The sequence below is a fragment of the Pseudomonas sp. SG20052 genome (assembly GCF_031766055.1).
Taxonomy (GTDB): Bacteria; Pseudomonadota; Gammaproteobacteria; order Pseudomonadales; family Pseudomonadaceae; genus Aquipseudomonas; species Aquipseudomonas mandelii.
The window spans coordinates 3,750,562-3,775,408 of the sequence record NZ_CP134498.1 but is presented as its reverse complement, the minus strand read 5'-3'; the positions used below and the strand labels follow the sequence as shown (position 1 = coordinate 3,775,408).

Annotated in this window: 21 protein-coding genes and 2 riboswitches; of the genes, 11 read left to right on the top strand and 10 right to left on the bottom strand. The window is 61.0% G+C overall.

Features of this window, described 5'->3' with window-relative positions; translation table 11 throughout:
• Positions 1-127 precede the first annotated feature (127 nt).
• From RHP74_RS17265 to nfuA, 3 genes are all read left to right on the top strand, one after another.
• Positions 128-2,413, top strand: coding sequence for a fatty acid cis/trans isomerase (locus RHP74_RS17265; protein ID WP_311095935.1), 2,286 nt, complete (start codon positions 128-130; stop codon positions 2,411-2,413).
• Between the two features lie 186 nt (positions 2,414-2,599).
• Positions 2,600-3,634 carry an acyltransferase gene (locus RHP74_RS17260; protein WP_311095934.1) on the top strand — a complete coding sequence of 345 codons (1,035 nt, stop codon included), beginning with the start codon at positions 2,600-2,602 and terminating at the stop codon, positions 3,632-3,634.
• Positions 3,635-3,691: 57 nt separating this feature from the next.
• Positions 3,692-4,276 (top strand): Fe-S biogenesis protein NfuA, encoded by a 585-nt coding sequence (gene nfuA, locus RHP74_RS17255; protein ID WP_007898222.1) that lies wholly within the window; start codon positions 3,692-3,694, stop codon positions 4,274-4,276.
• Between the two features lie 156 nt (positions 4,277-4,432).
• On the opposite strand, the gene cobM is transcribed toward nfuA, so the two are convergent.
• The 4 genes from cobM to RHP74_RS17235 form a co-directional block, all read right to left on the bottom strand.
• Positions 4,433-5,179: a precorrin-4 C(11)-methyltransferase gene (gene cobM, locus RHP74_RS17250; RefSeq protein WP_077747683.1), complete on the bottom strand. Its 747-nt coding sequence runs from the start codon at positions 5,177-5,179 to the stop codon at positions 4,433-4,435.
• 98 nt (positions 5,180-5,277) lie between these two features.
• A complete protein-coding gene (locus RHP74_RS17245) occupies positions 5,278-5,691 on the bottom strand; it encodes a cobalamin biosynthesis protein (RefSeq protein WP_102595008.1) in 414 nt (137 codons plus the stop codon).
• Positions 5,688-6,392: a CbtA family protein gene (locus RHP74_RS17240; protein WP_083376577.1), complete on the bottom strand. Its 705-nt coding sequence runs from the start codon at positions 6,390-6,392 to the stop codon at positions 5,688-5,690. The genes RHP74_RS17245 and RHP74_RS17240 overlap by 4 nt, the downstream gene beginning before the upstream one ends.
• 11 nt (positions 6,393-6,403) lie before the next feature.
• Positions 6,404-6,595: a CbtB-domain containing protein gene (locus RHP74_RS17235; protein ID WP_010460909.1), complete on the bottom strand. Its 192-nt coding sequence runs from the start codon at positions 6,593-6,595 to the stop codon at positions 6,404-6,406.
• Positions 6,596-6,713: 118 nt separating this feature from the next.
• Positions 6,714-6,942, bottom strand: a riboswitch (cobalamin riboswitch).
• Between the two features lie 176 nt (positions 6,943-7,118).
• A riboswitch (cobalamin riboswitch) is annotated at positions 7,119-7,333 on the top strand.
• 99 nt (positions 7,334-7,432) lie between these two features.
• Between RHP74_RS17235 and cobW the strand changes: the two genes are divergently transcribed.
• The 5 genes from cobW to RHP74_RS17210 all read left to right on the top strand — a co-directional run bounded on the left by cobW (position 7,433) and on the right by RHP74_RS17210 (position 16,034).
• A complete protein-coding gene (gene cobW, locus RHP74_RS17230) occupies positions 7,433-8,494 on the top strand; it encodes a cobalamin biosynthesis protein CobW (protein ID WP_102595006.1) in 1,062 nt (353 codons plus the stop codon).
• Positions 8,495-8,497: 3 nt separating this feature from the next.
• Positions 8,498-12,406 carry a cobaltochelatase subunit CobN gene (cobN, locus tag RHP74_RS17225; RefSeq protein WP_311095933.1) on the top strand — a complete coding sequence of 1,303 codons (3,909 nt, stop codon included), beginning with the start codon at positions 8,498-8,500 and terminating at the stop codon, positions 12,404-12,406.
• Between the two features lie 150 nt (positions 12,407-12,556).
• Positions 12,557-13,555, top strand: a complete 999-nt coding sequence (locus RHP74_RS17220; protein ID WP_102595004.1) for an ATP-binding protein — start codon at positions 12,557-12,559, stop codon at positions 13,553-13,555.
• A gap of 53 nt (positions 13,556-13,608) precedes the next feature.
• A complete protein-coding gene (locus tag RHP74_RS17215) occupies positions 13,609-14,220 on the top strand; it encodes a VWA domain-containing protein (protein ID WP_311100504.1) in 612 nt (203 codons plus the stop codon).
• A gap of 167 nt (positions 14,221-14,387) precedes the next feature.
• A complete protein-coding gene (locus tag RHP74_RS17210) occupies positions 14,388-16,034 on the top strand; it encodes a phospholipase D-like domain-containing protein (RefSeq protein ID WP_311095932.1) in 1,647 nt (548 codons plus the stop codon).
• Positions 16,035-16,151: 117 nt separating this feature from the next.
• Here RHP74_RS17210 and poxB read toward each other — a convergent pair whose 3' ends face one another.
• Positions 16,152-17,705 carry a ubiquinone-dependent pyruvate dehydrogenase gene (gene poxB / locus RHP74_RS17205; protein WP_409201940.1) on the bottom strand — a complete coding sequence of 518 codons (1,554 nt, stop codon included), beginning with the start codon at positions 17,703-17,705 and terminating at the stop codon, positions 16,152-16,154.
• A 207-nt stretch (positions 17,706-17,912) separates the two neighbouring features.
• A complete protein-coding gene (locus RHP74_RS17200) occupies positions 17,913-19,136 on the bottom strand; it encodes an NADH:flavin oxidoreductase/NADH oxidase family protein (RefSeq protein WP_083376583.1) in 1,224 nt (407 codons plus the stop codon).
• Positions 19,137-19,213: 77 nt separating this feature from the next.
• Here RHP74_RS17200 and RHP74_RS17195 point away from each other — a divergent pair, with 77 nt between their 5' ends.
• Positions 19,214-19,618 carry a MerR family transcriptional regulator gene (locus RHP74_RS17195; RefSeq protein ID WP_010460898.1) on the top strand — a complete coding sequence of 135 codons (405 nt, stop codon included), beginning with the start codon at positions 19,214-19,216 and terminating at the stop codon, positions 19,616-19,618.
• Here the strand turns inward: RHP74_RS17195 and RHP74_RS17190 are convergent.
• Both RHP74_RS17190 and RHP74_RS17185 read right to left on the bottom strand, forming a co-directional pair.
• On the bottom strand, positions 19,615-19,872 hold the full coding sequence (locus RHP74_RS17190; RefSeq protein WP_311095931.1) for a DUF2790 domain-containing protein: 258 nt from the start codon (positions 19,870-19,872) through the stop codon (positions 19,615-19,617). The genes RHP74_RS17195 and RHP74_RS17190 overlap by 4 nt on opposite strands.
• A gap of 63 nt (positions 19,873-19,935) precedes the next feature.
• Entirely contained in the window at positions 19,936-21,474 is a 1,539-nt protein-coding gene (locus tag RHP74_RS17185) for an MFS transporter (protein WP_311095930.1), read from the bottom strand.
• A gap of 164 nt (positions 21,475-21,638) precedes the next feature.
• Here RHP74_RS17185 and RHP74_RS17180 point away from each other — a divergent pair, with 164 nt between their 5' ends.
• On the top strand, positions 21,639-22,505 hold the full coding sequence (locus tag RHP74_RS17180; protein WP_102594998.1) for a LysR family transcriptional regulator: 867 nt from the start codon (positions 21,639-21,641) through the stop codon (positions 22,503-22,505).
• Between the two features lie 104 nt (positions 22,506-22,609).
• On the opposite strand, the gene RHP74_RS17175 is transcribed toward RHP74_RS17180, so the two are convergent.
• Together RHP74_RS17175 and RHP74_RS17170 are read right to left on the bottom strand one after the other, a co-directional pair.
• Complete coding sequence (locus tag RHP74_RS17175; RefSeq protein ID WP_311095929.1) at positions 22,610-23,053, bottom strand: thioredoxin family protein; 444 nt, start codon at positions 23,051-23,053, stop codon at positions 22,610-22,612.
• A gap of 82 nt (positions 23,054-23,135) precedes the next feature.
• Positions 23,136-23,537 carry a hypothetical protein gene (locus RHP74_RS17170; RefSeq protein WP_288112593.1) on the bottom strand — a complete coding sequence of 134 codons (402 nt, stop codon included), beginning with the start codon at positions 23,535-23,537 and terminating at the stop codon, positions 23,136-23,138.
• 446 nt (positions 23,538-23,983) lie between these two features.
• Between RHP74_RS17170 and RHP74_RS17165 the strand changes: the two genes are divergently transcribed.
• The gene (locus RHP74_RS17165; protein ID WP_010460890.1) at positions 23,984-24,832 is read left to right on the top strand and encodes a transporter substrate-binding domain-containing protein; all 849 of its coding nucleotides are present in this window, start codon (positions 23,984-23,986) and stop codon (positions 24,830-24,832) included.
• Positions 24,833-24,847 lie beyond the last annotated feature (15 nt).

Here is a 24,847-nt window from a genome sequence, read left to right as displayed (position 1 = left end):
GGGCCGGGATAATAGCAAACCTGTGCGCTTTTAGAGCATGCTCCGGTTTTGCATGAATATCGCTCATGTTGGTGAGGGGGCGAGACCGGTAGAATCGCGGCGTTTTTTCAGGATCAGGACCAGGGACATGTCGTATCGCGTCATCACCAGCATCTTTATGCTGCTTATAAGCTGGGATGCCGCTGCGCAGGGTCCGGCGATTTCCTACACACGTGACATTCAACCGATCTTCACCGAAAAGTGCGTGGCCTGCCATGCCTGCTACGACTCCGCCTGTCAGCTCAATCTGGGCAGCGGCGAAGGGGCGGCGCGTGGCGGGACCAAATCCCCGGTCTACGACGGCGAACGCAGTCAGGCCGCGGCGCCAACCCGGTTGTTTTATGACGCTTTCGGCAAGCGTGCCTGGCAGCAGAAAGGCTTCTATTCGGTACTTGACGCCCAAGGCAGCCAGGCGGCGTTGATGACGCGAATGCTGGAGCTGGGCCACACAACCCCGTTGCAACCCAACGCCAGGTTGCCGGAAGACATCGTCCTGGGCCTCAACCGGGAAAACATGTGCGCCATGCCGGCGGAGTTCGACGGCTACGCCAGTACCCACCCGAAAGAAGGCATGCCGCTGGCCGTCACCGGCCTGACCGACCAGCAATACCAGACGCTCCAGCGCTGGCTGGCTTCGGGTGCGCCCATCGATGAGCAAGGCCTGGTCCCGAGCGCGACAGAGGCCATGCAGGTGGTGCAGTGGGAAAACCTGCTCAACGCCCCGGGTGCCCGGGAAAGTCTGGTCGGTCGCTGGTTATTCGAGCATTGGTATATCGCCCATATTTACTTCAAGGACGGTGAGCCGGGGCATTTCTTCCAATGGGTCCGTTCACGCACCCCGACGGGGCAGCCGATCGACCTGATCGATACGCGCCGGCCGAATGATGATCCGGGCACTCGGATTTATTACCGTTTGTGGCCGGTGCAGGGCGTGATCGTGCACAAGACCCACATCACTTATCCGCTGAGCGCGTCGAAGATGGCGCGGATCAAAACACTCTTTTACAGCGGCAACTGGCAGGTCGATGCCTTGCCGGGATACGGGCCGGAGCGCCGGGCCAATCCGTTCAGTACGTTTGAAGCGATCCCGGCTCAGGCGCGTTATCAGTTCATGCTCGATAACGCCGAGTACTTCGTCCGTACTTTCATTCGCGGTCCGGTCTGCCGTGGCCAGATCGCCACGGACGTGATTCGTGACAACTTCTGGGCATTGTTCCAGGCGCCGGAACATGACCTCTACATCACCGACCCGAACTACCGCGGCCAGGCCACGCCGTTGTTGGCGATGCCGGGACAAAACGACGATGTCGGCAGCGTCCTGAGCCTGTGGCATGACTACCGCGACAAGCGCAACGAGTACGAAGCGCTACGCCGGGACAACTACGCCGATCTGCCGGCGCCGAGCTGGTCGACCCTGTGGGCAGGCAACGACAACGCGTTGCTGAGCATCTTCCGGCATTTCGACAGCGCGTCGGTGAACAAGGGCCTGATCGGCGACGTGCCGCAAACCATCTGGCTGTTTGACTATCCGCTGCTGGAACGCACGTATTATCAGTTGGTGGTTAACTTCGACGTGTTCGGCAACGTGTCTCACCAGGCCCAGACACGCTTGTACTTCGACCTGATCCGCAACGGCGCCGAGCAGAATTTTCTGCGCCTGATGCCGGCCGATTCGCGGGACGATTACCTTGATGATTGGTATCAAAGCGGTGGCAAATTCAAAATGTGGCTGGATTACGAGTCCATCGACAATGACACGCCGACGGCCCTGAAGCTGGATGAAAAGGACCCCAAGCGCGACTTTGCGATGCAACTGCTGGCCCGTTATGGCGAGCTCGATGCCAAGCCTGATCCGATCAACCGTTGCGACGGCGCTTACTGTTCGCGACCGAACATCGACCCTGCGTTGCAGAGTGCCGAGCAAGCCTTGAGTCGCCTGACGTCACGTCCGGCGGCCGGTTTGAATGTCATCAATCAATTGCCGGAAGCGACGGTGCTGCGCATCGAGACGGCGAGCGGCAAGCGCGAGGTCTACAGCCTGCTGCGCAATCGGGCCCACAGCAATGTGGCCTTCCTGCTCGGTGAATCGCTGCGCTATCAGCCTGGGCTCGACACCTTGACCATTTTCCCGGGCGTGCTCAGCAGCTACCCCAACTTCATGTTCAACATACCCGCCGACCAGGTGCCGGCGTTCGTCGATGCGATGGAAAACGCCAAGGACGCGCACCGCTTCGAGAAAATCGTCGAACGCTGGGGCATTCGCCGCAGCCATCCGCAGTTCTGGTTCTACTTCCATGACCTGAGTCGCTACATCCACGAAACCGAGCCGGTGGAAGAGGGCGTGCTGGATATGAACCGGTACGAGAATCTTTGATCGACCTTTGACTGCTGGTCGGTGTCGGACTCAATAGGCACCGCCATTCCCCTGTAGGAGCGAAGCTTGCTCGCGAAGAGGCCGGTACATTCAACATCATTGTTGGCCGGTCGATCGCCTTCGCGAGCAAGCTTCGCTCCTACAGGGATCTGCGGTGATGTGTGAGGTGCGATCGGAGGGGCGCCGATGTTGATTTCAGTACAGGCACTGCGCGCCGTCGCGGCATGGACGGTGGTCTGCCACCATTTCATGCAGATATTCTTCGACTTCAAGGCCCGTGGTCCCGTGGGTCAGATGTTCATCGACAAGGGCGCGGTGGGCGTTGATATCTTTTTCGTCATCAGTGGCCTGGTGATCTTCCTGTCCACCGAAGGGAAATCGCTGCCACCTGCACGGTTTCTCCTGTATCGACTGTTTCGCATCGTTCCGGCGTACTGGCTGTACACGGTGCTGATGGCGCTGGTGGTCGTGTTCGCACAGCCTTTGTTGCCGGATCAGACGGTCGACTGGTCACATGTCCTGCTGTCGCTGTTATTCATTCCCACACAAAACCCCGGTGGCTACGGCATCTATCCGACCCTCAATGTCGGCTGGACGCTGAATTACGAAATGCTGTTCTACGTGCTGTTTGCCTGGGCGTTGCTGTTCCGTTTGCAGGTTCGGCTGCTGATCGTCGCGGCGTTGCTGTTTGCGGTGTGCCAGGCGTGGACCGGTTATGGCTGGATCAGCGAGTTCTACCGCTCGGACATTGTTTATGAGTTTCTGCTGGGGATCGCCATCGGCATGATCTACCGGCGCGGCTGGATCAAGCCCGGTGTCTGGCTGCCCTTGCTGGGGATTGGCGGCGCGTTGCTGGCGATTTATAACCTGGCACCGCAGCCACGCTTCCTGGCCTGGGGCGTGCCCGGTGCGGTGTTGGTGATGGCGTGCATGGCGCTGGAACGCTTTTTCGAGAACACCCGTCTGTTCAAGGTGCTTGGCGATTGTTCCTATTCGGTTTACCTGATGCATGTGCTGGTGCTGTCTGTCGGCGGATTTGTCGCCCAGCGTTATGGGGTAAATCCCTACGTGATGTTCGCCGTTTGTGTGGTGACCATCGGCGTGGCTTCCTGGGCAAGTTACGAATATGTAGAAAAATGCAGCTATCGGTGGCTTAAAGAGTGGATCGACGGCGAACCGGCAAGCAACGCTGTTCCGGCTCTTTCCCGACAAAAATACTAGGACTTTGTACGGCGCGATGATTGGCGTAAACTGCGCCCAAGCCTGCGAGGAGTTTCCATGACCGCTATTACCATCACCGACGCCGCACACGATTATCTGGCTGATCTGCTCTCCAAGCAGAACACCCCGGGCATCGGCATCCGCGTCTTTATCACCCAGCCTGGCACCCAGTACGCCGAAACCTGCATTGCGTACTGCAAGCCGGGCGAAGAGAAACCTGAAGACACCGCGCTGGGGCTCAAAAGCTTCACCGCTTACATCGATTCGTTCAGCGAAGCTTTCCTGGACGACGCGGTCGTCGACTACGCTACCGACCGCATGGGCGGCCAGCTGACGATCAAGGCGCCCAACGCCAAAGTGCCGATGGTCAACGCTGACAGCCCGGTCAACGAGCGTATCAACTACTACCTGCAAACCGAGATCAATCCGGGGCTGGCCAGCCACGGCGGTCAGGTCAGCTTGATCGATGTGGTCGAAGACGGCATCGCCGTATTGAAATTCGGCGGCGGTTGCCAGGGCTGCGGCCAGGCAGACGTCACCCTTCGCGAAGGCATCGAGCGCACCTTGCTCGAGCGCATTCCCGAGCTCAAGGGTGTACGCGATGTGACTGACCACACGCAGAAAGAAAACGCCTACTACTAAGTAAGGTGTTCGCTGCGAAATGAAAAAACGGCACCCGTGAGTGCCGTTTTTTTATGGGTGAAATTCACTGGCCCCATCGCGAGCAGGCTCGCTCCCACAGGGGGCTATCATTGGATACCCAATCTGTTTCCGCCGCAGATCCAATGTGGGAGGACCCTATGGCCTGTAGAGATGTGCATGTCCGGCGCGGTACAGCGACGACTCGCTGAATTGATCACTGCCCAACACCCGACCCACCAGAATCAACGCCGTGCGGCGAAATCCCTTGGCTTCAACCTTCGCGGCAATGTCCGCAATCGTCCCCACCACCCAATCCTGATCCGGCCAGGTCGCCCGGTGAATCACCGCAATCGGGCAGTCGGCGCCGTAATGTGGTAGCAACTCCGCCAGGATCTTCTCCAGATGATTGACCCCCAAATGAATCGCCATGGTCGCCCCGTGCTGGGCCAGGCTCCCCAGTTCTTCACCGGCCGGCATCACGGTTTTGTCGGCGTAGCGGGTCAGAATCACACTCTGTGAAATGTCGGGCAGGGTCAGTTCAGCCCCCAAAAGCGCCGCACACGCGGCAGTCGCCGTGACCCCCGGGATGATTTCAAACGCAATCCCGAGTTCACGCAGACAGCGAATCTGCTCGCCAATCGCTCCGTAAAGACTCGGATCACCGGAATGCACCCGCGCCACATCCTGGCCGTTGGCATGGGCGGTCTTGATCAGTTCGATGATTTGCTCCAGGTGCAATTCGGCGCTGTTGACCACCTGTTCGGCACCATGGCCTTCGAGCACGGCGGCGGGCACCAAAGAGCCCGCATAGATGATCACCGGGCAACTGCGAATCAGCCGCTGGCCTTTGACGGTGATCAGTTCCGGGTCACCTGGACCTGCGCCAATGAAGTAGACGGTCATCGTCCGTTCCTTTGAATAAAGAGTCTGTCAGAAAAGGGGCTTGGGCAAGGCTTCAGATGAAGATTGCTCATGATCGAAGGCGGGGATTATCGGGGATCTTACGCAACGCAGGCCAATGCCAGGGTGGCCTGGGCATATTTTTGTCGCGAAATCAGCAGTTTTGCCGGGGCCTGGGCCAAGTGTTCGGCGAGGGCCAGGGCGGCACTTTCCGCCACGCCGTAGCAGCCGGTGCGTTCGAACGCGATGTCCGAATGATGGCTGAGTTGCGGTTTGTAACCTTCCAGTTGCTTACTGCTGAAATACATCAGCGGTAACGCCAGTTGTTCGGCGAGCTCGACCAGGCCAGGCTCATCACGCTTCAGGTCGATACTGGCCAGGGCCTTGATCTGGTGAAGTCCGATTTGATGAGCCTGCAATGCCTGATCGATCAACGCCCGCAGCGTGCTGGCGGGGCAGCCGCGCTGGCAGCCCAGGCCGACGACTAAAGTCGGCGCTGTGCGGGGATCAATCATGCGTGGTATTGGCCATCGCTTTTGCGGCGGAACAACCAGGCGCTGATCAGGCCCAGGGCCAGCCAGAACGCGACGTTGGTCAGCTGCGACGCGATTTTGAACTGCGCTTCCAGCGCTTGCGGAGCGAGCATCGAGTGCACTTCCGGTTGCGGCGCGCCGATCACGTGCGGAACGGCGAGAATCGCCACGCCAAGGATTTTCATCAGCCAGTGACGGCTGAACACGATCAAGGCGATGCCGACCGCCGTGGAGGCGGCTGTACTGATCCACCAGAGTTGCCGTTGCGCCAGATCAGCCGCGGCAGTGCCCGGCAGTTCAGGCGGCAGGCCGAGGGTCGGGGCCAGCACGAAGGTCGCGTAACCGGCCAGGCCCCAAAGCAGGCCCTGGGAGGTTTTGGTCGGTGCACGCAAGGTGTAGAGGCCCGCGAGCATCAGGGCGAAACCGACGGCGACCACCAGGTTACCGCCCGTGGTCGACAGCAGGCGCTGCCAGCCGTCTTCCGGCTCCCAGGCTTCGGCGTCGTGAGTGTGAGCGGCGGCACCGGCAGCGTGTTCGTGAACTTCAACAGCGGCCGGCTCGGATTTTTCGTAGGTTTCGGCCTGCAGAATCAGCGGCGAGACCCAGAAACTTTGCAGCAGGGTCAGCAGCAGGGCGGCCAGCAGCCCTGTGAAACCTGCGGTTTGCGCAATACGCTTGATCATGTCAGCAGGTCTCAATGGCACGGGAAGGCAGAGCTGTGACGGGTGTCGTGCGCGGCATTGTGCACCGCTTCGATGTGCGAGAACCCAGCGAAATACACAAGGCACGCGCCAAGGATCGACGCACACACGGCGGCGGTCAGGCGTTGGCTCAGGGTTGTGGTGGTGCTGGCGGTGCTGTGGTCGGTGCTGCTGATGATCGACATGGCGCATCCCTCTGGTCTGTCAGCGGGTGAATAGAGCGCATGGAAGACCCCTGCGAGTCGGGCGCGCAGAGGTTCAAACAGCGCCCGCCCACCGCGGGTTTGTTATTCAGTGACGTAAAGGTCACTTTGTGTTGCGGGCCGGTCTCCGGGCTCACGAGGGGTCAAGGCTTGCGCCTGAACCTGCAAGCATCACCTTCCCATGCCGAACTGCTGGCACAGTGGATCTGACGCTTCGCTCGCTTACCGTTGCGGGGGCAGCACCGGACTGACATGGCTTGGAGTAAAGCACATGATTCACCGGTTTCCCGTTTCACCCTGTGAAGGGCACCCGTAACAAGGCGTGTAGGAGAGCATGGGCGGGGGTTTGACGTCAATTGGCATGGGTTCTCATTCGATAGCCAGGTGAATTCTTCGCGGGCACGCCTCGCTCCTGTAAAAGCACCGCTGTCCCGCAGGAGCAAGGCTTGCCCGCGAAGGCGCCGGTGAGAGCGCCACAAGACATTGACCCGCCCCCACACCATGCGTAGCCTTGCGCTTTCGAGGTTCTTCGGCATTTGCCGAAGCTAAGAAGGGAACGCGGTCGATGCCGCGGCTGCCCCCGCAACTGTGAACGGTGATGTTCGCTGCCACGCCACTGCAAACCCTGTGCAACGGGTTCGCGGGAAGGCGCAGCGAATGCCAGGTCCATCGACCGGCACACCGTCAGCCAGGAGACCTGCCTCGACACAGATTCTCACTACAACCGGGCGGGGTGATCCGGTGGCGAACTCTTCCGCGCGCGCATCCGTCGCAGCGATTGTCGTCCCGTATGCCCGCCACCTTGCCAAAGGGCATCCGATGAAAACACTGGCCAAACTCCCCGTCACCATCGTTACCGGCTTCCTCGGCTCGGGCAAAACCACCTTGCTGCGGCACATGCTCGACAACGCTCAGGGCCGCCGCATTGCGGTGATCGTCAACGAGTTCGGCGAGCTGGGCATCGATGGCGAAATCCTCAAGCAGTGCTCCATCGGCTGTACCGAAGAAGAGGCCAACGGCCGCGTCTACGAATTGGCCAACGGCTGCCTGTGCTGCACCGTTCAAGAAGAATTCTTCCCGGTGATGCGCGAATTGGTCGCCCGTCGCGGCGATCTCGACCACATCCTCATCGAAACCTCGGGCCTGGCCCTACCAAAACCGCTGGTGCAAGCCTTCCAGTGGCCGGAAATTCGCAGCGCTTGCACCGTTGACGCGGTCATCACCGTGGTCGACAGCCCGGCCGTCGCCGCTGGCACGTTCGCCGCGTTCCCGGATCGGGTCGATGCCCAGCGCAAACTCGACCCGAACCTGGACCACGAATCGCCGCTGCACGAGCTGTTCGCCGACCAACTGGCCAGCGCCGACCTGGTGATCCTCAACAAGGCCGACCTGATCAGCCCTGAAGATCTGGCCCGGGTGCGCCTGGAAGTCGCCGAAGAACTGCCACCGGCCGTCAAAGTCATCGAAGCCAGCAGCGGCCGCGTGCCACTGGACGTGCTGATCGGTCTCGGTGCCGGTTCCGAAGAACACATCGACAGCCGTCACAGCCATCACGATCACCACCACGAAGGTGAAGACGATCACGACCACGACGCCTTCGACTCCATTTCCATCGAATTGCCCCAAGCCGACGAAAGCCTGCTGCTGGACGCGCTGACCCAACTGGTGGTCCAGCACGGCATTCTGCGGGTCAAAGGTTTCGCGGCGATTCCGAACAAACCGATGCGCTTGCTGATTCAGGGTGTGGGCACACGTTTCGACAAGCACTTCGACCGTCAGTGGGGCATTGATGAAGCGCGCAACACGCGTCTGGTGTTGATCGGTCAGGAGCTGGACGCCACGCTGCTTGAAGCGCAATTGCGCGCCGCGCTCAGCGTTTAAGCCATGCACCTGCTCAGGACCCAGCCCGGCGGTTTCGTGTCGGATGACAACATTGCCGACCTTGGACAAACCCCCGCCGAGCTGGTGATCCTGTGCAGCGGCGATTCCAGCCTGGCGCTGCTCGCCGAAGCGGCGCAGCAGTTGCCGGACAACTACCCGAGCGTGCGCCTGGCCAACCCGATGCAGGTGCAGAATCACGCGTCGGTCGACCTGTATGTCGACGAAGTGTTGCGCCATGCCAAGGTCATTCTGATTTCGTTGCACGGCGGCATCGCCTATTGGCGTTACGGGGTCGAGCGTCTGGTGGAGCTGTCCCAGCGCGGTGTTCAGCTGATTCTGGTGCCCGGCGATGACCGCCCGGACCCGGAACTCAGCGACCTGAGCACCGTAGCCGCCGCCGACCGTGACCGGCTCTGGCAGTTTTTGCGTCAGGGCGGCATGGCCAATGCCCTGGATTTTTTCCGCTGCCTGGCCAATCGCTGGCTGGGTCGCGATTACGCCTGGGCCGAGCCGCAAACCCTGCCGCGCACGGCGATATACCACCCGCAAAAGAGCCCCGCCGACCTTCACGATTGGCAAGCCGATTGGCAGGCCGGTCAACCGGTGGCAGCGGTGCTGTTCTATCGCTCGCATTTACAGGCGGCGAACACCGCATTCATAGATGTTTTCTGCCAGCGTTTGCAGGCGGCGGGTTTGAATCCGTTGCCGATTGCTGTGGCCAGTCTGAAAGAACCCGGCTGCCTGACGGTGGTCGAGGACCTGCTGGACGACGTCGAGGCGGGGGTGATCTTGAACACCACCGGTTTCGCTCAATCCAGCCCCGAAGCGCCGCATCTGCGGCCGTTTCGACGCAACATTCCGGTGATCCAGGCGATCTGCGCCCAGGACAACGAGCCGGGTTGGCTCGCCAGTGAACAGGGCCTCGGCCCCCGTGATCTGGCGATGCACATCGCGTTGCCGGAACTGGACGGACGGATCATCAGCCGGCCGATCAGCTTCAAGGACCTGGCGTGGCGCAGCGAGCGCAGTCAGTCGGACGTGGTGTGCTATCGGGCGCAACCGGAGCGCATGGATTTCGTCGCCGAACTGGCGCGGCGCTGGATCGATCTGGCCCGGGTACCGAACAGCGAAAAACGCATCGCGCTGATCCTCGCCAACTACCCGACCCGTGACGGGCGCATCGGCAACGGTGTCGGCCTCGACACCCCGGCCGCCGCGCTCAACATCCTGCGGGCGCTGCACACCGAAGGCTATCCGCTGCCTGCCGGGTTGCCGGACAGCGGCACTGCGTTGATTCAACAGTTGCTTGGCGGCGTCAGCAACGACCTCGACACCCTTGATCAGCGTCCCTGCGCGCAAAGTTTGGCGATGGACGACTATCGGCTGATGTTCCACCAATTGCCCAAAGCCAATCAGCAAGCGGTGCTGGAGCGCTGGGGCACGCCCGAAAGCGATCCGATGTGCCGTGACGGCCGCATGATGGTCGCCGGGCTGCGCTTTGGCCTGACCTTCGTCGGCATTCAACCGGCGCGGGGTTATCAGGTTGATCCGAGTGCGGTGTATCACGACCCGGACCTGGTACCGCCCCACGGCTACCTGGCGTTCTACTTCTGGCTGCGCCATACCTATGGCGCCCACGGCGTGATCCACGTCGGCAAGCACGGCAACCTCGAATGGCTGCCGGGCAAAGGCGTCGGGCTGTCGGAAAACTGCTGGCCGGATGCGCTGCTCGGGCCACTGCCGAACATTTATCCATTCATCGTCAACGACCCGGGCGAGGGCGCCCAGGCCAAGCGTCGCACCCAAGCGGTGATCATCGACCACCTGATGCCGCCGCTGACCCGCGCCGAAACCTACGGCCCGCTGCGCAACCTCGAACTGCTGGCCGACGAGTATTACGAAGCGCAATTGCTCGATCCGCGCCGCGCCCGAGAGTTGCAGCGCGACATCCTGCAACTGGTGCGCGACACGCACATCGACCGTGAACTGCAACTGGACGAAAAGCTCAACAGCGACGTCGATGCGGCGATCTGGTTGCCACGGCTGGACACGTACTTGTGCGACTTGAAAGAGTCGCAGATCCGCGATGGCCTGCACATCTTTGGCGAGTCGCCGACCGGGCGCTTGCGCATCGATACGTTGTTGGCGCTGTTGCGCATCCCCCGTGACGACGGTCGTGGGGCGCAATCAAGCCTGCTGCGGGCGTTGGCCAAAGCGTTTGAACTGGGGTTTGATCCGCTGGATTGTGCGTTGGCCGAGCCATGGGCCGGGCCGCGTCCTGTGGAACTGCAATCGCTTAACGATGAGGCCTGGCGCACCGCTGGGGATACCCGCGAACGCCTCGAACTGTTCGCAGCTCAACTCATTGCGCAAACGCTGAATACCAACGCCGAACCTCATGGGAACGAGCCTCTGTGGCGAGGGAGCTTGCTCCCGTTGGTTCGCGAAGCGGACCCGGAAAATGGGACTGCTGCGCAATCCAGCGCGATGATGCGGCATTCCGACAAACTCCCTCGCTACAAAGGCCTGTTACCACAGGACGCGGGTTGGTCCGACGTCCGCGCCATCCTCGACAGCCTGCGCGAAGTCGTCGCCCCGCGCCTGGACGCCTGCGGGCCGGCAGAAATGCGCGGCCTGCTCGATGCCCTGAGCGGTCGTTTCGTCCCGGCCGGCCCCAGCGGCGCGCCGAGTCGCGGTCGTCTGGACGTGCTGCCGACCGGGCGCAATTTCTACTCGGTGGACGTGCGCAACCTGCCAACCACCACAGCGTGGCGCATTGGTTTCCAGTCGGCCAACCTGATTCTCGAACGGCATCTGCAAGACCACGGCGATCACCTGCGTCAGCTCGGCCTGTCCGTCTGGGGCACCGCGACCATGCGCACCGGCGGCGATGACATCGCCCAGGCCATGGCGCTGATGGGCGTGCGCCCGGTCTGGGCCACCGGCAGTCAGCGGGTCGACGACTTTGAAATCCTGCCACTGAGCTTGCTCGACCGTCCTCGGGTGGACGTGACCTTGCGCGTGTCCGGATTCTTTCGTGATGCCTTCGCCAATCTGATCCGCCTGTTCGACGCTGCCGTGCAAGCGGTCGCCGCGCTGGACGAGCCGGACGATCTCAACCCGTTGGCCGCCAAAGTGCGCGCCGAACGTGAAGCACTGATGCAATCGGGCCTTGATGAAGACGCGGCCAAGCGTCAGGCCGGTTGGCGCATCTTCGGGGCCAAGCCCGGTGCTTATGGCGCAGGCGTGCAGGGCGCCATCGACGGTCGTCTGTGGCAAAGCCGCGAAGATCTGGCCGAGGTTTACTTGAACTGGGGCGGCTACGCTTACGGCGGGTCCGATGAAGGCACCGCCGCCCGCGAACAATTCGCCCAGCGTCTGAGCCAGGTGCAGGCGGTGCTGCAAAACCAGGACAATCGCGAGCATGACCTGCTTGATTCCAACGACTATTACCAATTCCAGGGCGGCATGCTCGCTGCCGTGGAAAGCCTCAGCGGCGAAGCGGCGGCCAGTTACCACGGTGATCACAGTCAGCCGGACTTGCCGAAGATCCGCACCTTGAAGGAAGAGTTGAACCGGGTGATCCGCTCCCGGGCGGCGAATCCGAAGTGGATCGACGGCGTGAAGCGTCACGGCTATAAAGGCGCATTCGAATTGGCCGCGACGGTCGATAACCTGTTCGCGTTCGACGCCACGACCCAGTTGATCGACGATCATCAATATGCGTTGCTGGCGGATGCGTATTTGCTCGATCCGGCAACCCGGGATTTTGTGCGTGAGCATAATCCACATGCGCTGCGCGACATGACCGAGCGCATGCTCGAAGCGCAGCAGCGGGGAATGTGGCAGGAACCGGGCGCGTATCGCGAGGCGCTGGAAAACCTGTTGCTGGACATAGAAGAAGACGGCTGATACACCGCAAACCCCGTAGGAGCGAGGCTTGCCCGCGATGAGGCCTTCACATTCAATATGTGATATCGACTGAATAGACGCCTTCGCGGGCAAGCCTCGCTCCTACAGGTACAAAGTGTGCCTGCTACAGACCATGACCGAGTATTGAAGATGACCGACACCCCGCATTTCCCGCTCTCCGCCGTGGTCGGCGCCGACGATCTGAAGCTCGCCCTCTATCTGACCGCCATCGACCCGAAAATCGGCGGCGTGCTGATCGAAGGCCCGCGCGGCATGGCCAAGTCGACCCTCGCCCGAGGCCTGGCGGACTTGCTGGCCAGCGGTCAATTCGTCACCTTGCCCCTCGGTGCCACCGAAGAACGGCTGGTCGGCACCCTCGATCTCGACGCCGCCCTGAGCGAAGGCCGCGCGCAATTTTCCCCCGGCGTACTGGCCAAGGCCGACGGCGGTGTGCTGTACGTCGATGAAGTCAATCTGCTGCCCGATCACCTCGTTGACCTGTTGCTCGACGTGGCCGCCAGCGGCACCAACTTGATCGAGCGCGACGGTATATCCCATCGGCATTCGGCGAAGTTCGTCCTGATCGGCACCATGAACCCGGAAGAGGGCGAGCTGCGTCCGCAACTGCTCGACCGTTTTGGCCTGAACGTCGCCCTCAGTGGTCACACCGCACCGGTCGAGCGTGGCCAGATTATTCGCCGGCGTCTGGATTTCGACACCGATCCCCAGGGTTTCTGCGTCGAGTGGGAAAGCCAGCAGCAGTCCCTGCGTGAACGTTGCCAGAAGGCGCGCGGCGCATTGGCGAGCATCCCCCTGGATGATGCCGCACTGGCGCAGATTACCGAGCGCTGTTTTGCCGCCGGTGTCGATGGCCTGCGCGCCGATCTGGTCTGGTTGCGCGCCGCCCGTGCCCACGCCGCATGGCGAGGGGCGGGCGCCATCGCCGAGGAAGACATCGACGCCGTCGCCGAGTTTGCCCTGCGTCATCGTCGTCGCGAGCAATCGCCACCAGCGCCGCCCCACAATCAGTCGCCCTCGGCGCAATCTTCCAGCCCGAGCGAAGGCCAGGGCCAATGGGGCGAAATGCCCGCTCAGGCCCTGCCGGTCGGCGCCCGACGTGAAGTGCCGAGCTGGCCAAAAAAGCCCTAGGCATTCGCCCTCGATCTGACGCGGGGGCGAATGCCAGACCCCGCGCAGGCCGACTGGATAACGGTAAACAGGGCAAGCGTCACGCTGCGCGCAGTGGCTCGATCAACTGGCCCGGCACTTTGCTCAATGGTCGGCCGCGTCAACGCAAAGATGTGCTGTTCTACCTGCGCACACGTTCCTCCCATGAACTGTGGTTGGTGATCGTCGACGCATCGGCCTCGACACGCCGTCATCAGGCGTTGAGCGATGCCAAGGGTTTACTTGCGCAAGCGTTCGACGATGCGTACCGCCAACGCGCGCGCCTGGCCTTGTTGACCGCCAGCGGTCAAGCGCCGAAGTGGCAGGTGCAAGGCTTGAAAGCGTCGGCGGGGTTGCGTGCCTGGCTCGATGGCCTGGGTGCGGGCGGCGGCACGCCGTTGTTGGCGGCGCTGGGTGAAGCGGGGGGTTGGCTGGCGGCACGGAAAAAACGCTTTCCGGCGGAACAGCAAAGGCTGCTGCTGGTGACCGATGGGCGATTGAAGGACTGGCCGGGGTTGCCGGTGCTGGACTGCCCGGGGTTATTGATTGATATCGAGCGCGGGCCGATTCGGTTAGGTCGGGCCAGACAGATGGCGGCAGAGTTGCAAGCGGATTATCGCCACATTGATGAGCTGGTTTCAGGCTGAGGACTCTGTTATCTGCAAAGGCCCCATCGCGTGCAGGATTTGTTTACGCCGCAGATCCCTTGTGCGAGCGAGCCTGCACCCGATGGCATCACCCCGGTCCCGGAGAATCATGGTGAATCCGCATCGCTCCCCTATGCTTTGAGTGCATTCGATCAAAGGAGTGAATCATGCGCGCACTTGCCGTTAACCATCAGAACGATTTCCGCGTCAAAGCCTATGCCGGCACCAATGGCGTGCTGTTGGCCATGGATGTGGCCGAACCCCGCCGCAAAGGCCTGCTGGGTTTCGCCATCGAAAAGCAGCAGGGCAGCAAACCCTGGCAGTTTCTATTCAACAGCCTGACGTTCCCGGGCAAGACCCATACCTTCCCTCAATACCACGCCACCCCCAGCAATATCGCGCCTTTGCAGAAATTTCGCTGGGCCGATTACGCGGTCAATCCGGGGCTGACGATCCAATACCGAGTCTATCTGGCTTACGGCAGCGCCGATGCGCCGCAACTGGGCGAATCCCTGGAGGTGACGGTCACTTCCGATGACGGCCATCCCGGCAACCAGAGTGTCAATTTCAACCGCGCCGTGGCCGCCAGCCAGGCGTTCCAGCGCAAGTTTCCAGAGCTCGACGCGCTCCTTGGCGGCAAGGAAAGATTGCCCCTGGAATCCTGGCCCGATGCCCCGCGCCGATGGCTGGAAAACGGCCTGCTCGGGCGTTTGCTGGGGTTTATCGAGCGTGCCGTCGGCAGCGAGTGGGCACTGGATGTCGCCATCTACGAATACCAGTTACCGGTGATTGTCGAGGCGGTGAACGCGGCGCGGGAGCGCGGGGTGCACGTTCGCGTTCTGTATCACGCGCAACCGGGCGAAGACACCACCGCCTTTAACGAGGCCAGCCTGGAAAAGATCCCGGCGGCAAATAAGCGCGGGCGCGTCACCCACAGTATTTTCCATAACAAGTTCATCGTCCTGAGCCGGTTCGATGCCGCGGGTCTGCGTCAGCCTGAAGCCGTGCTCTGCGGCAGCACCAACTTCACGCCCAACGGCATTTACCGTCAGGCCAACGTGGTGCATGTGCTGGACGATGCTCGGGTCGGCGCCCGTTATCTGCAAACGTTCGAGCAGGTCTGGGGCACACCGGCGGATGTCGGTGCCGCGCGGCAGTGGATTACCGAACACAACCCGATGGACCCGAGCCAACCGTTGTTCGCCGGATTCTCCCCGCGCTCGGGTCAGGGCGACTTGCATGAGTTCGTCGACATCATCAATGCGGCGAAGAAAGACCTGCTGTTCGTCACTGCCTTTACCTTGCCCGACGCCATCCTCAACGCGTTGCTCGGTAAGCCCCACGACGACATTCTGCGCTACGGCCTGCAGAACTCCGTGAGCAAGATCACCGGGTTTCATGCCGACCGCAGCGCCGAATTCACCACGGTAGCGTTGCTCAATACCGGCCTTGAAGGCTGGCTCCTGGAAAGCAAGGAAGGACAGAAGGGCAACCTGCTGGTGCACACCAAAGCGATCGTCACGGATTTCACCAGCGATACGCCAACGATCATCAGCGGCAGTCATAACCTCAGTGCGGCTGCCAGCAACAGCAATGACGAGAACTACCTGATCATCCGCGGCGATACCGACCTGGCGGACCGTTATGGTCTGGAGTTGCTGAGGTTTTATGAGCATTACCGGTTTCGCTATTACGCGAAAAAACTGGCGCTAAAGCAGGTCCGGCCGTTGGCGGCGGATGACAGTTGGACGGATGATTATTATGTCGAGGGGAATTTGCGACAGTTGTCGCGACTGCGTTTTTCCGGGCAGTAATCGTTGGCCTCACGGGGCCCCATCGCGAGCAGGCTCGCTCCCACAGGATTTGTGAACAACCGAGATCCAATGTGGGAGCGAGCCTGCTCGCGAAGGGGGCGATGCAGTCCAGGCGCGTCAGCGGAACAGATTAGTACGCGCCAACTCAATCACCTCATCCCCCCGCCCGCTCATCACCGCTTTGAGCATGTACAAACTGAACCCTTTGGCCTGTTCCAGCTTGATCGTCGGGGGCATCGCCAGTTCCTGGGTCGCTGTCACCACGTCCACCAGCACGGGCCCGTCATGCGCCAGCGCGCGGCGCAAGGCCGGTTCCAGCGCTTCGGATTCCTCAACACGAATCCCCAGGATCCCCATGGCATTGGCCATCGCCGCGAAGTCCGGATTGTGCAGGTCCGTACCGGTGTCCAGTAGCCCGCTGGATTTCATTTCCATGGCCACGAACCCGAGCGAGGCATTGTCGTAGACGATGATTTTCACCGGCAGCTTGAGTTGCGCCAGCGAAATGAAGTCCCCCATCAACATGCTGAAGCCGCCATCGCCAGACAGCGAAATTACCTGCCGCCCGGGAAATGACGCTTGCGCGCCAATGGCCTGGGGCATCGCGTTCGCCATGGAACCGTGATTGAACGAGCCGAGCAATCGGCGCTTGCCGTTCATTTTCAGATAACGCGCGGCCCAGACGGTCGGCGTGCCCACGTCGGCGGTGAAGATCGCATCGTCATCGGCCAGCTCACTGAGCAGGCGAGTGAGGTATTGCGGATGAATCGGCCGACCCGGCGCCGACGGTTGAGCCAGGTCATCCAGCCCCTGACGGGCCTTCTGGTAGTGCTTGAGGGATGACTCAAGAAAGCTCTGGTCGCCACGATAAGGCAGGCGCGGCAGCAACGCGGCGAGGGTTTCGCCAACATCGGCGGCGATGCCCAGATCCAGCGTGGTCCGCCGTCCGAGGGCTTGCGGGTCGTGGTCGATCTGAATGATGGTGGCGTCGGTGGGGTAGAACTGGCGATAGGGAAAGTCGGTCCCGAGCATCACCAGCGTGTCGCAGTTGAGCATCGCGTGATAACCGGAGCTGAAGCCGATCAACCCGGTCATGCCGACGTCGAACGGATTGTCCCACTCCACATGCTCCTTGCCGCGCAACGCATGCACCACCGGCGCGCCGAGGGCGTCGGCCAATGCCACCACCTGATCGTGGGCCCCCGCGCAGCCGGCACCGCACATCAGCGTCACGGCGTTGCTTTGACTCAGCAATTCGACCAGCCGATCCGGGTCGTGAGGCGCGGGCAGGGTGCGAGGTTTGGACAGCGCCGGCCAGGGTTTGAGGTTGTCTTCGACCTCCTGCAGCGCGACGTCGCCGGGAATCACCACCACCGCGACACCGCGATTGAGGATGGCACTGCGCATCGCCCGATGCAGCACCTGGGGCATCTGCGCCGGGCTGCTCACCAGCTCGACGAAGTGGCTGCATTCCTTGAACAGTTCCTGCGGGTGGGTTTCCTGAAAGTAATTCAGGCCTACTTCCTCGTGGCGCACGTGCATCCATTCGATGCTGTCCATGGTGCGCAGGGCTTCGGTCAGGCCATTGAGGCTGTCGAATCGGGGTGTACGTCGATCTTTGTAGGAGCGAAGCTTGCTCGCGAAGGCGTCAGACCTGACACACCGCGTCATCGTTCTTCGCGGGCAAGCCTCGCTCCTACAGTGGGTTGCTCCATACCGTCAGGCCCCAGATGCGTTTCACACCTGCTTGTTCAAGGGTGGTCGCCAGTTGCTGGGCAAGGGTGATTTTCGCCATGGGGTGCTCCAGTGGTTAATGAATGGTCCTCAGGGTTAAAAGAGGACAACGCTGCGGCAACCATGACTCACCCCGATTTGAGATTACTTGCCCATCGCCTGCCGGTACTGACGCGTGCGCCGGGCGAGATACAGCTGATCAACGATCAGCGCCCATAGCGCTGAAACCTGTGGCCGGGTCTTGCGTCCGCGGCTCAGGCGATTGAGCTGGAACTTCACTACGGCCATGTTCGCCAGGGCGGCCAGCGGTTTACGTTTCCAGAGGATCGGTGGCAATTGCGGGTGGCTGTCCTGGCCTTCGCGCCAGCGTTTCACCAGCTGCGGTTCAATGGCGAGCGCCGTGCCGATACCGGCCATGGCGATGCCGCTGTCGAGCACCTGTTCGACGATGGCCAGACGTCGAATCCCACCCGTTACCATCACCGGCATGCTCGCAACGCTGGCCAGTTCGCCGGCCATTTCCAGAAAGTACGCCTCTCGGGCCAGGGTCCTGCCGTCGCGGGCGTCGCCTTGCATGGCTGGTGCTTCGTAGCTGCCCCCGGAGAGTTCGAGCAAATCCAGTGGTTGGTCGTTGAGCCACTGGATCACTTGGCGGGCGTCGTCAGCGTCGAAACCGCCGCGCTGGAAGTCTGCCGAGTTGAGCTTTACCGAGACGCAAAACTGAGGCGACACCGCTTGGCGAACGGCGCTGACCACGGCCAGCAACAGCCGGGCGCGATTCTCCAGGGAGCCACCCCACTGGTCAGTCCGACGGTTGGTCAAGGGCGACAGAAACTGGCTGATCAGGTAGCCGTGTGCCGCGTGAATCTGCACGCCGGTGAAACCGGCTTTCTCTGCAAGGGCGGCACTGGTGGCGAAGCGTTGGATAACCTCGGCGATATCGCTTTCCGACATCGGTTTGGGTTCGGCAAACATCTTGGAAAAAGAACCCAGGTCCAGCGCCACGGCGGAGGGTGCCCAGGCTTGCTGACCGAGGTTGGCCATGATCTGGCGCCCGGGATGGTTGAGCTGCATCCACACATGCGCGCCACCGGAGCGGCCAATGGTGGCCCACTGACGGAACAGCTCAAGATGGCGCTCGTCTTCCAGCACGACACCTGCAGGGCTGGTCATGGCGCGGCGATCGATCATCACGTTGCCGGTCAGCAACAGGCCCGTTTCACCTTCGGCCCAAGCCTGATACAACTTGAGCAGCGCAGTAGAAGGCGCTTGTCCGGTATCGGCAAGGTTCTCATCCATCGCAGCTTTGGCGATGCGATTGTCGAGGGTCTGGCCGTTGGGTAACTTCAGCGTTTGAAAGGGTGACATGCTTGACTCCTCATCAGTAATGCGTAGAGGCTAAGCTTAAAGTTAACTTTAATGTCAAGCTGGCAAATGAGGCCGAGATGAAGATTGGTGAATTGGCGCAATTGAGCGGGTTGAACGCGTCGCGCATTCGGTTCTACGAGGCTCAAGGCCTGATCCGGCAAGTGGAGCGCATGGCCAACGGCTATCGGCGTTACCCGCCGCAAGTTCTGCAAACCCTGAAGATTATTCAGTGCGCACAGCAGGCCGGGTTCAGCCTCGACGAGCTCAAGTTATTGTTGCCAGACACCGTAACAGGCGAGTTCGACGACGATGCACTGGTGGCGAGCCTGGGGCGCAAAGTCGAACAGATCGAAGCGATGCAACTGCACCTGGCGCAAAACAAGGCGCAGTTGCTGGGGTTGATCGAGAACATCCAGACGCGGCCCGAAGGAATGGCGTGCGGTGAGAATGCCGAGCGAGTGCTGGCGTTGATCCAGCATTAGTTCTGACCGAGACAGTTATCGCCAAAGGCCTGGTAGCGCAGGACATGGGTGGTGCCCGTGGTATCAATGTAAGTCATCTCCCGCGGCAGGGGGCCGCAACCATCGTCGCGGGTCATGTTAAGCACTTTGGCGATATGGAGCGGCGTCGAGTACTTGTAGTCCTCGACTTTCGGCGTGCTGGAGTTGTCGACGGCGGCGGCCGCTGCAACACCGCTCAGGCTGATGAGAAACAGGGCGGACAGAATGCGTTTCATGATGGGGCTCTCGTAGTGACTACTGAACGATTTCAGTGGCAGTACGACGAGCCCCGTTGGGATTTATTCCAGGCTCAGGGAAAAACTTTTCGGCGCAGGGATCGGATTGCGCATCAGCGTGCCGACCACCAGTGCCCCCAGCAGGGCCAGCAAACCCGCGACCAGAAGCAGCAGGCTGAAGCCGCCGACGAAGGCCTGACGCGCCAGTGGCTCGACCAACGCACGCGCTGTTTCCGGCAGCAGGTTCATCGCCGCCGTCATGTCTCCTGCGACCACCCGTGAGGCAATGCCCTGGTTCTGGCCGAGCCATTGCGGACCCTGCGTCGACAGGCTGGTGCGCAACAGCAATTCGGTGTGGCTGGACAGCAGCGCGCCAAAGACACCGATGGCCAGCACGATCGCGCTGAAACGCATGGTGGTGCTCATGCCTGAGGCCATGCCGGTGCGCTCGCGAGGGACGCAGGCCATGATGTTCTTTTGCGTGTCGCCATTGAGCAGGCCGGCACCGGCGCCCGTCACGGCGATGGCCAGTGCGAAGGGCAAGTAGCCGCCGCTGCTGACGGCCCAGGCGCTGAGCAGGTTGCCGCTGCCGACCAGGGTCAAACCCGCCGCCATCAGCGTGGCTGGGGCAAGTCGATTGGCCAGCCGAGCGCCGATGCGCGGGCAAATCAACATGGTCATGGCAAACGGCAACATCCCCAGCCCCGACGCGATGGCCGAGAAGCCCAGGCCGTTTTGCAGGTAGAACGGCAGCAACGTCATCATCACCTGAGCGCAACCGGCGTAGGCAAACATGCCAAGGAGGGCGCCGATGAAACGCGGATGCCTGAACAATTTCAGGTCGATCATCGGCCGCTGTTGCATCCGCTCAATCAGTACAAACAGCCCCAATAGCAGCGCGCCCCCGATGATCCGGGCGTAGGTGAGCGGGTTGCTCCAGCCGATTCGATTGGCTTCGATCAAGCCCCAGATCAGGCACAGCAAACTCGCACTGAACGCCAGGCTGCCCCAGGGATCGAGTCGCGCCGATTGGGGGTCCCTGGATTCCGGCACGGCGCGCCAGACCATGAACATCAAGAACGCGCCCACCGGCAGGTTGAGGTAGAAGATCCAGCGCCAGCCCACATATTCGGTGATCAGCCCGCCGACCGTCGGCGCAGCGGTCATCGCCACGCCCATGCACGCACCCCAGAACGCCCAGGCCTTGGCCCGTTCGACTTCATCGTGAAAGGTGTGGCCGATGGAGGCCAGGGCCGAGGTCAGCAACAGTGCCGCGCCGACACCCTTGACCGCCCGCGCAATGTCAAGGAACAACGCCGTGGGCGCCGCGCCGCAACCGATGGAGGCAAGGATGAAAATCCCCAGGCCCCAGAGCAGGGTTTTCTGCCGGCCAAAGCGGTCGGCGATGCTCCCGGCGGGCAGCAACAACGCTGCGAACGCCAGCATGTAGGCGCTGACCACCCATTCAATGTCGGCAAAGTTCGCGCCCAGGTCCCGTGCGATGGTCGGCAGGGTGACGGCGACGATGTTGGTGTCGAGCACGATCAGCGAGCACACGCCGGAGGCCGTCAGCAGCGTCAAGCGCGGACTGACCCGGCTCATGGCCTGATTGCCTTTTGGGCAAGGTCGTTGATCGTGGCGGCGCAAAGGTGTTTGACGTACATGGCGTTGGCTCTCTACTGTGATTGCCATTGAGCTTATCGCGGTCGATTGTCGGCTCTGTTAGCCCGGCACCGGGACTTCATTACCTTTGAGCTAATGCACCCATGGACATACGGCATTTCCGCTACTTTCTGGCCGTTGCCCGGCAAGGCAACTTTACCCGCGCCGCCGAACAACTCGGTATCGCGCCGCCGACCTTGACCCGGCAGATCCAGGACATGGAGAACGAACTCGGCACGCGACTGTTCGTGCGCCAGACACGTGAAGTCAGCCTGACCGAGGCCGGCGCGGCGTTAATGATCGAAGCCGAGGCGACGGTGCGGCAATTCGAGTACGCCCAGCACAATGCCCAGCGGGCCGGACGCGGGGATATTGGCCATATCGAACTCGGTTACGTGGCGTCGGCGGTGTACTCGGGGGTGCTGCAAAAACAGGTGCAGGCTTTTGGTCGTGAATGCCCGGACGTCAGCTTGAATGTTCGGGAAAGTCCTATGGCGTCATTGCCAGCCATGGTGGTCGAGGGGCGATTTGATGTGGGCTATGTCCGCTCACCGATGACCCTGCCCGACGGCCTGGAGGCTATTCGTCTGGACTCAGAAGGCTTTGTGCTGGCGCTGTCCTCCGAGTCCTGGTTGTGCCGACTGCCAGAGATTGCTCCGGAGCATCTGCAAAACGAGACGTTCATCCTGCCGGAACAAATCAGCGGCACTTTGCAAGTCGCCGCCGAGGGCGGGTTTGCACCGAAACTGGGCGCGCAGCCGGGCGGTCTGGTGGCGGTCATTGCGCTGGTTTCGCTGGGGCAGGGCGTGACGGTTGTGCCGGCGTCGGTGGTCGGGCATGTCGGGTTGCCCGGCGTGTTGTACCGCACGATCAAGGGCTGCGAGGCGACCTCGTGGTTGTCGTTGATTCATCGACGGTTCGAGAAATCGGCGGCGGTGTCCAGGTACATCGAGCAGGTCAAAAATCGCTAAGGGCAAAAGCTTTCGCGAGCAGGGATCTTGTGAACACTGAAGATCCAATGTAGGAGCGAGCCTGCTCGCGAAAGCAATCTACCCAACGCCACCAATGCCCCAACCTAACAGCAAACCCGACGATTCAACCGCTCAGTGGCACGAGGCACCGTGCACAGCCGGCGCAAGGTCCGTCGCAACCATGTCAGATCGTGCGTCGGCTTACGCTTCTCCCTCGCCGGTTTCACCCTGCCAATGTGCCTGGCGAAATCCTCTTTCAACGTTTGTTCGGTTCCAATCCCTTTGAGCTTCTTCAGCAGTTTACCGTTCTGATAAAACAGCACGGTTGGAGTTCCGGTGACGTGCGGATGCCGAGGCGACTCAATGGTGTTCAGCATGTAGACGTGCGCGTGATGCCGATAGGCCTCGGCAACCTGACGGAAGATCGGCCCGGCCATTTCGCAGGCCGGACAGTGCTGGCTGCCGAAGTACAAAATCACTGGGCGCCAGGTTTTCAGGGCTTTTCGGTAGATCGGGGCCAGGGGGTGGTGGGCGGTTAACGAGTGCATTGAAATTCCCCATATTCAGAAAAACACGCCACAACGATGAAAGACTGGTGACCGTGATCGTCGGTCACCAGCCATTCAGGTTTTAACGGCGCTCAAGCCGGACATCATCGAAGTACGCCCCGAAATGGGGCTGGCGATAGTCCGATCCCAGCTTTACAGTGATAAGAGTGTTATCAGCAGGGGCCTCGAAATCTAAATACTGCACCGACCAGTCGTTGCCACTGAAGGGTTCAAGGCTGATTAACGTGAATGAAGGTGCCAGCAGCACCCACGCTTTGCAGATAAAGTGTGGATCTGCTTTCATTTTTAGAGTGAGCCGATATTTACCCTCTGTAGCGTGGATGATCTGATAACACTCAGCTCCTGCCTGCACGAGGCAATAACCGTTTTCAAATTTCGCCGTGTCTGGGGATGGCACTCCCCAGTGCCGGTCCCGTTCCGTGAAATCACCATTTAGCAGCAAATTACTGTTTTGTTCAGACATGCTGGACATCCTGTAAGTGATGTTTGAGTCCCGATCACATCCTGTCAGGACTGCTTGTCGGATGGACCTTGATACGGGGGTCAAGCAGATTTGGCCTTCCTTTGGCATTAACCACAACTGTCAGATCTGACAGGTAAAGCCCACTTCCAGACGAACGGCACACTAGGAGTACCGGTTTTCTCCGTCATGCACGTTCGCTTTTGAGTGAGTGAAAACGCACCCAAATGTGGCCTTGTTTCCCAGCTTGTTGCCTGCGGTAGCGTTTTTCCCACCTACCGCACAATCTCTCGGTTCAACCCGAATATTTACTATCCAGTTGAATTCGTTAGCTTTCCCGTTTCCCTAGGATTTATCGCCAAGTCTGTGGCACACTTTCTGCTGTCTATTCCGTTGTTACACACCCATGTCCGGTATAGCGGAATAAACATCACCCTGGAGTGCTTGCCATGCAACGCCGACCTTCCTTGTTTAAAGCGTGTATTTTTCTTGTCGCTGCTTCGGCTGCTGCCATGGGCGTGGCCCAGGCGGCGGACAGCAAGCTCGATAGCGTGCTGGCCCGCGGGAAACTGATCGTGGGCACGGGCAGTACCAATGCGCCGTGGCACTTCCAGGGAGCGGATGGCAAGTTGCAGGGGTTTGATATCGATATCGGGAAAATGATTGCCAAGGGGTTGTTCAACGACCCGACCAAGGTTGAATTCGTGGTGCAGTCGTCCGATGCGCGGATTCCCAACCTGCTGACGGACAAGGTCGACATCAGTTGCCAGTTCATCACCGTGACCGCCAGCCGTGCCCAGCAAGTGGCGTTCACCCTGCCGTACTACCGCGAAGGTGTCGGACTGCTGCTGCCGGCCAACAGCAAGTACAAGGAAATCGAAGACCTCAAGGCCGCCAACGACAGCGTGACCGTGGCGGTGCTGCAGAACGTGTACGCCGAAGAGCTGGTGCATCAAGCCTTGCCCAAGGCCAAGGTCGATCAGTACGACAGTGTTGATCTGATGTATCAGGCCGTGAACTCCGGCCGTGCCGACGCCGCCGCCACCGATCAATCGTCGGTGAAATACCTGATGGTGCAGAACCCTGGCCGCTATCGCAGCCCGGCCTACGCCTGGAGCCCGCAGACCTACGCCTGCGCGGTCAAGCGCGGCGATCAGGACTGGCTGAACTTCGTCAACACCACCTTGCATGAAGCCATGACCGGCGTTGAGTTCCCGACTTACGCGGCGTCCTTCAAGCAATGGTTCGGCGTAGACCTGCCGACCCCGGCCATCGGTTTCCCTGTCGAATTCAAATGATCCCGTGAGAGCGGG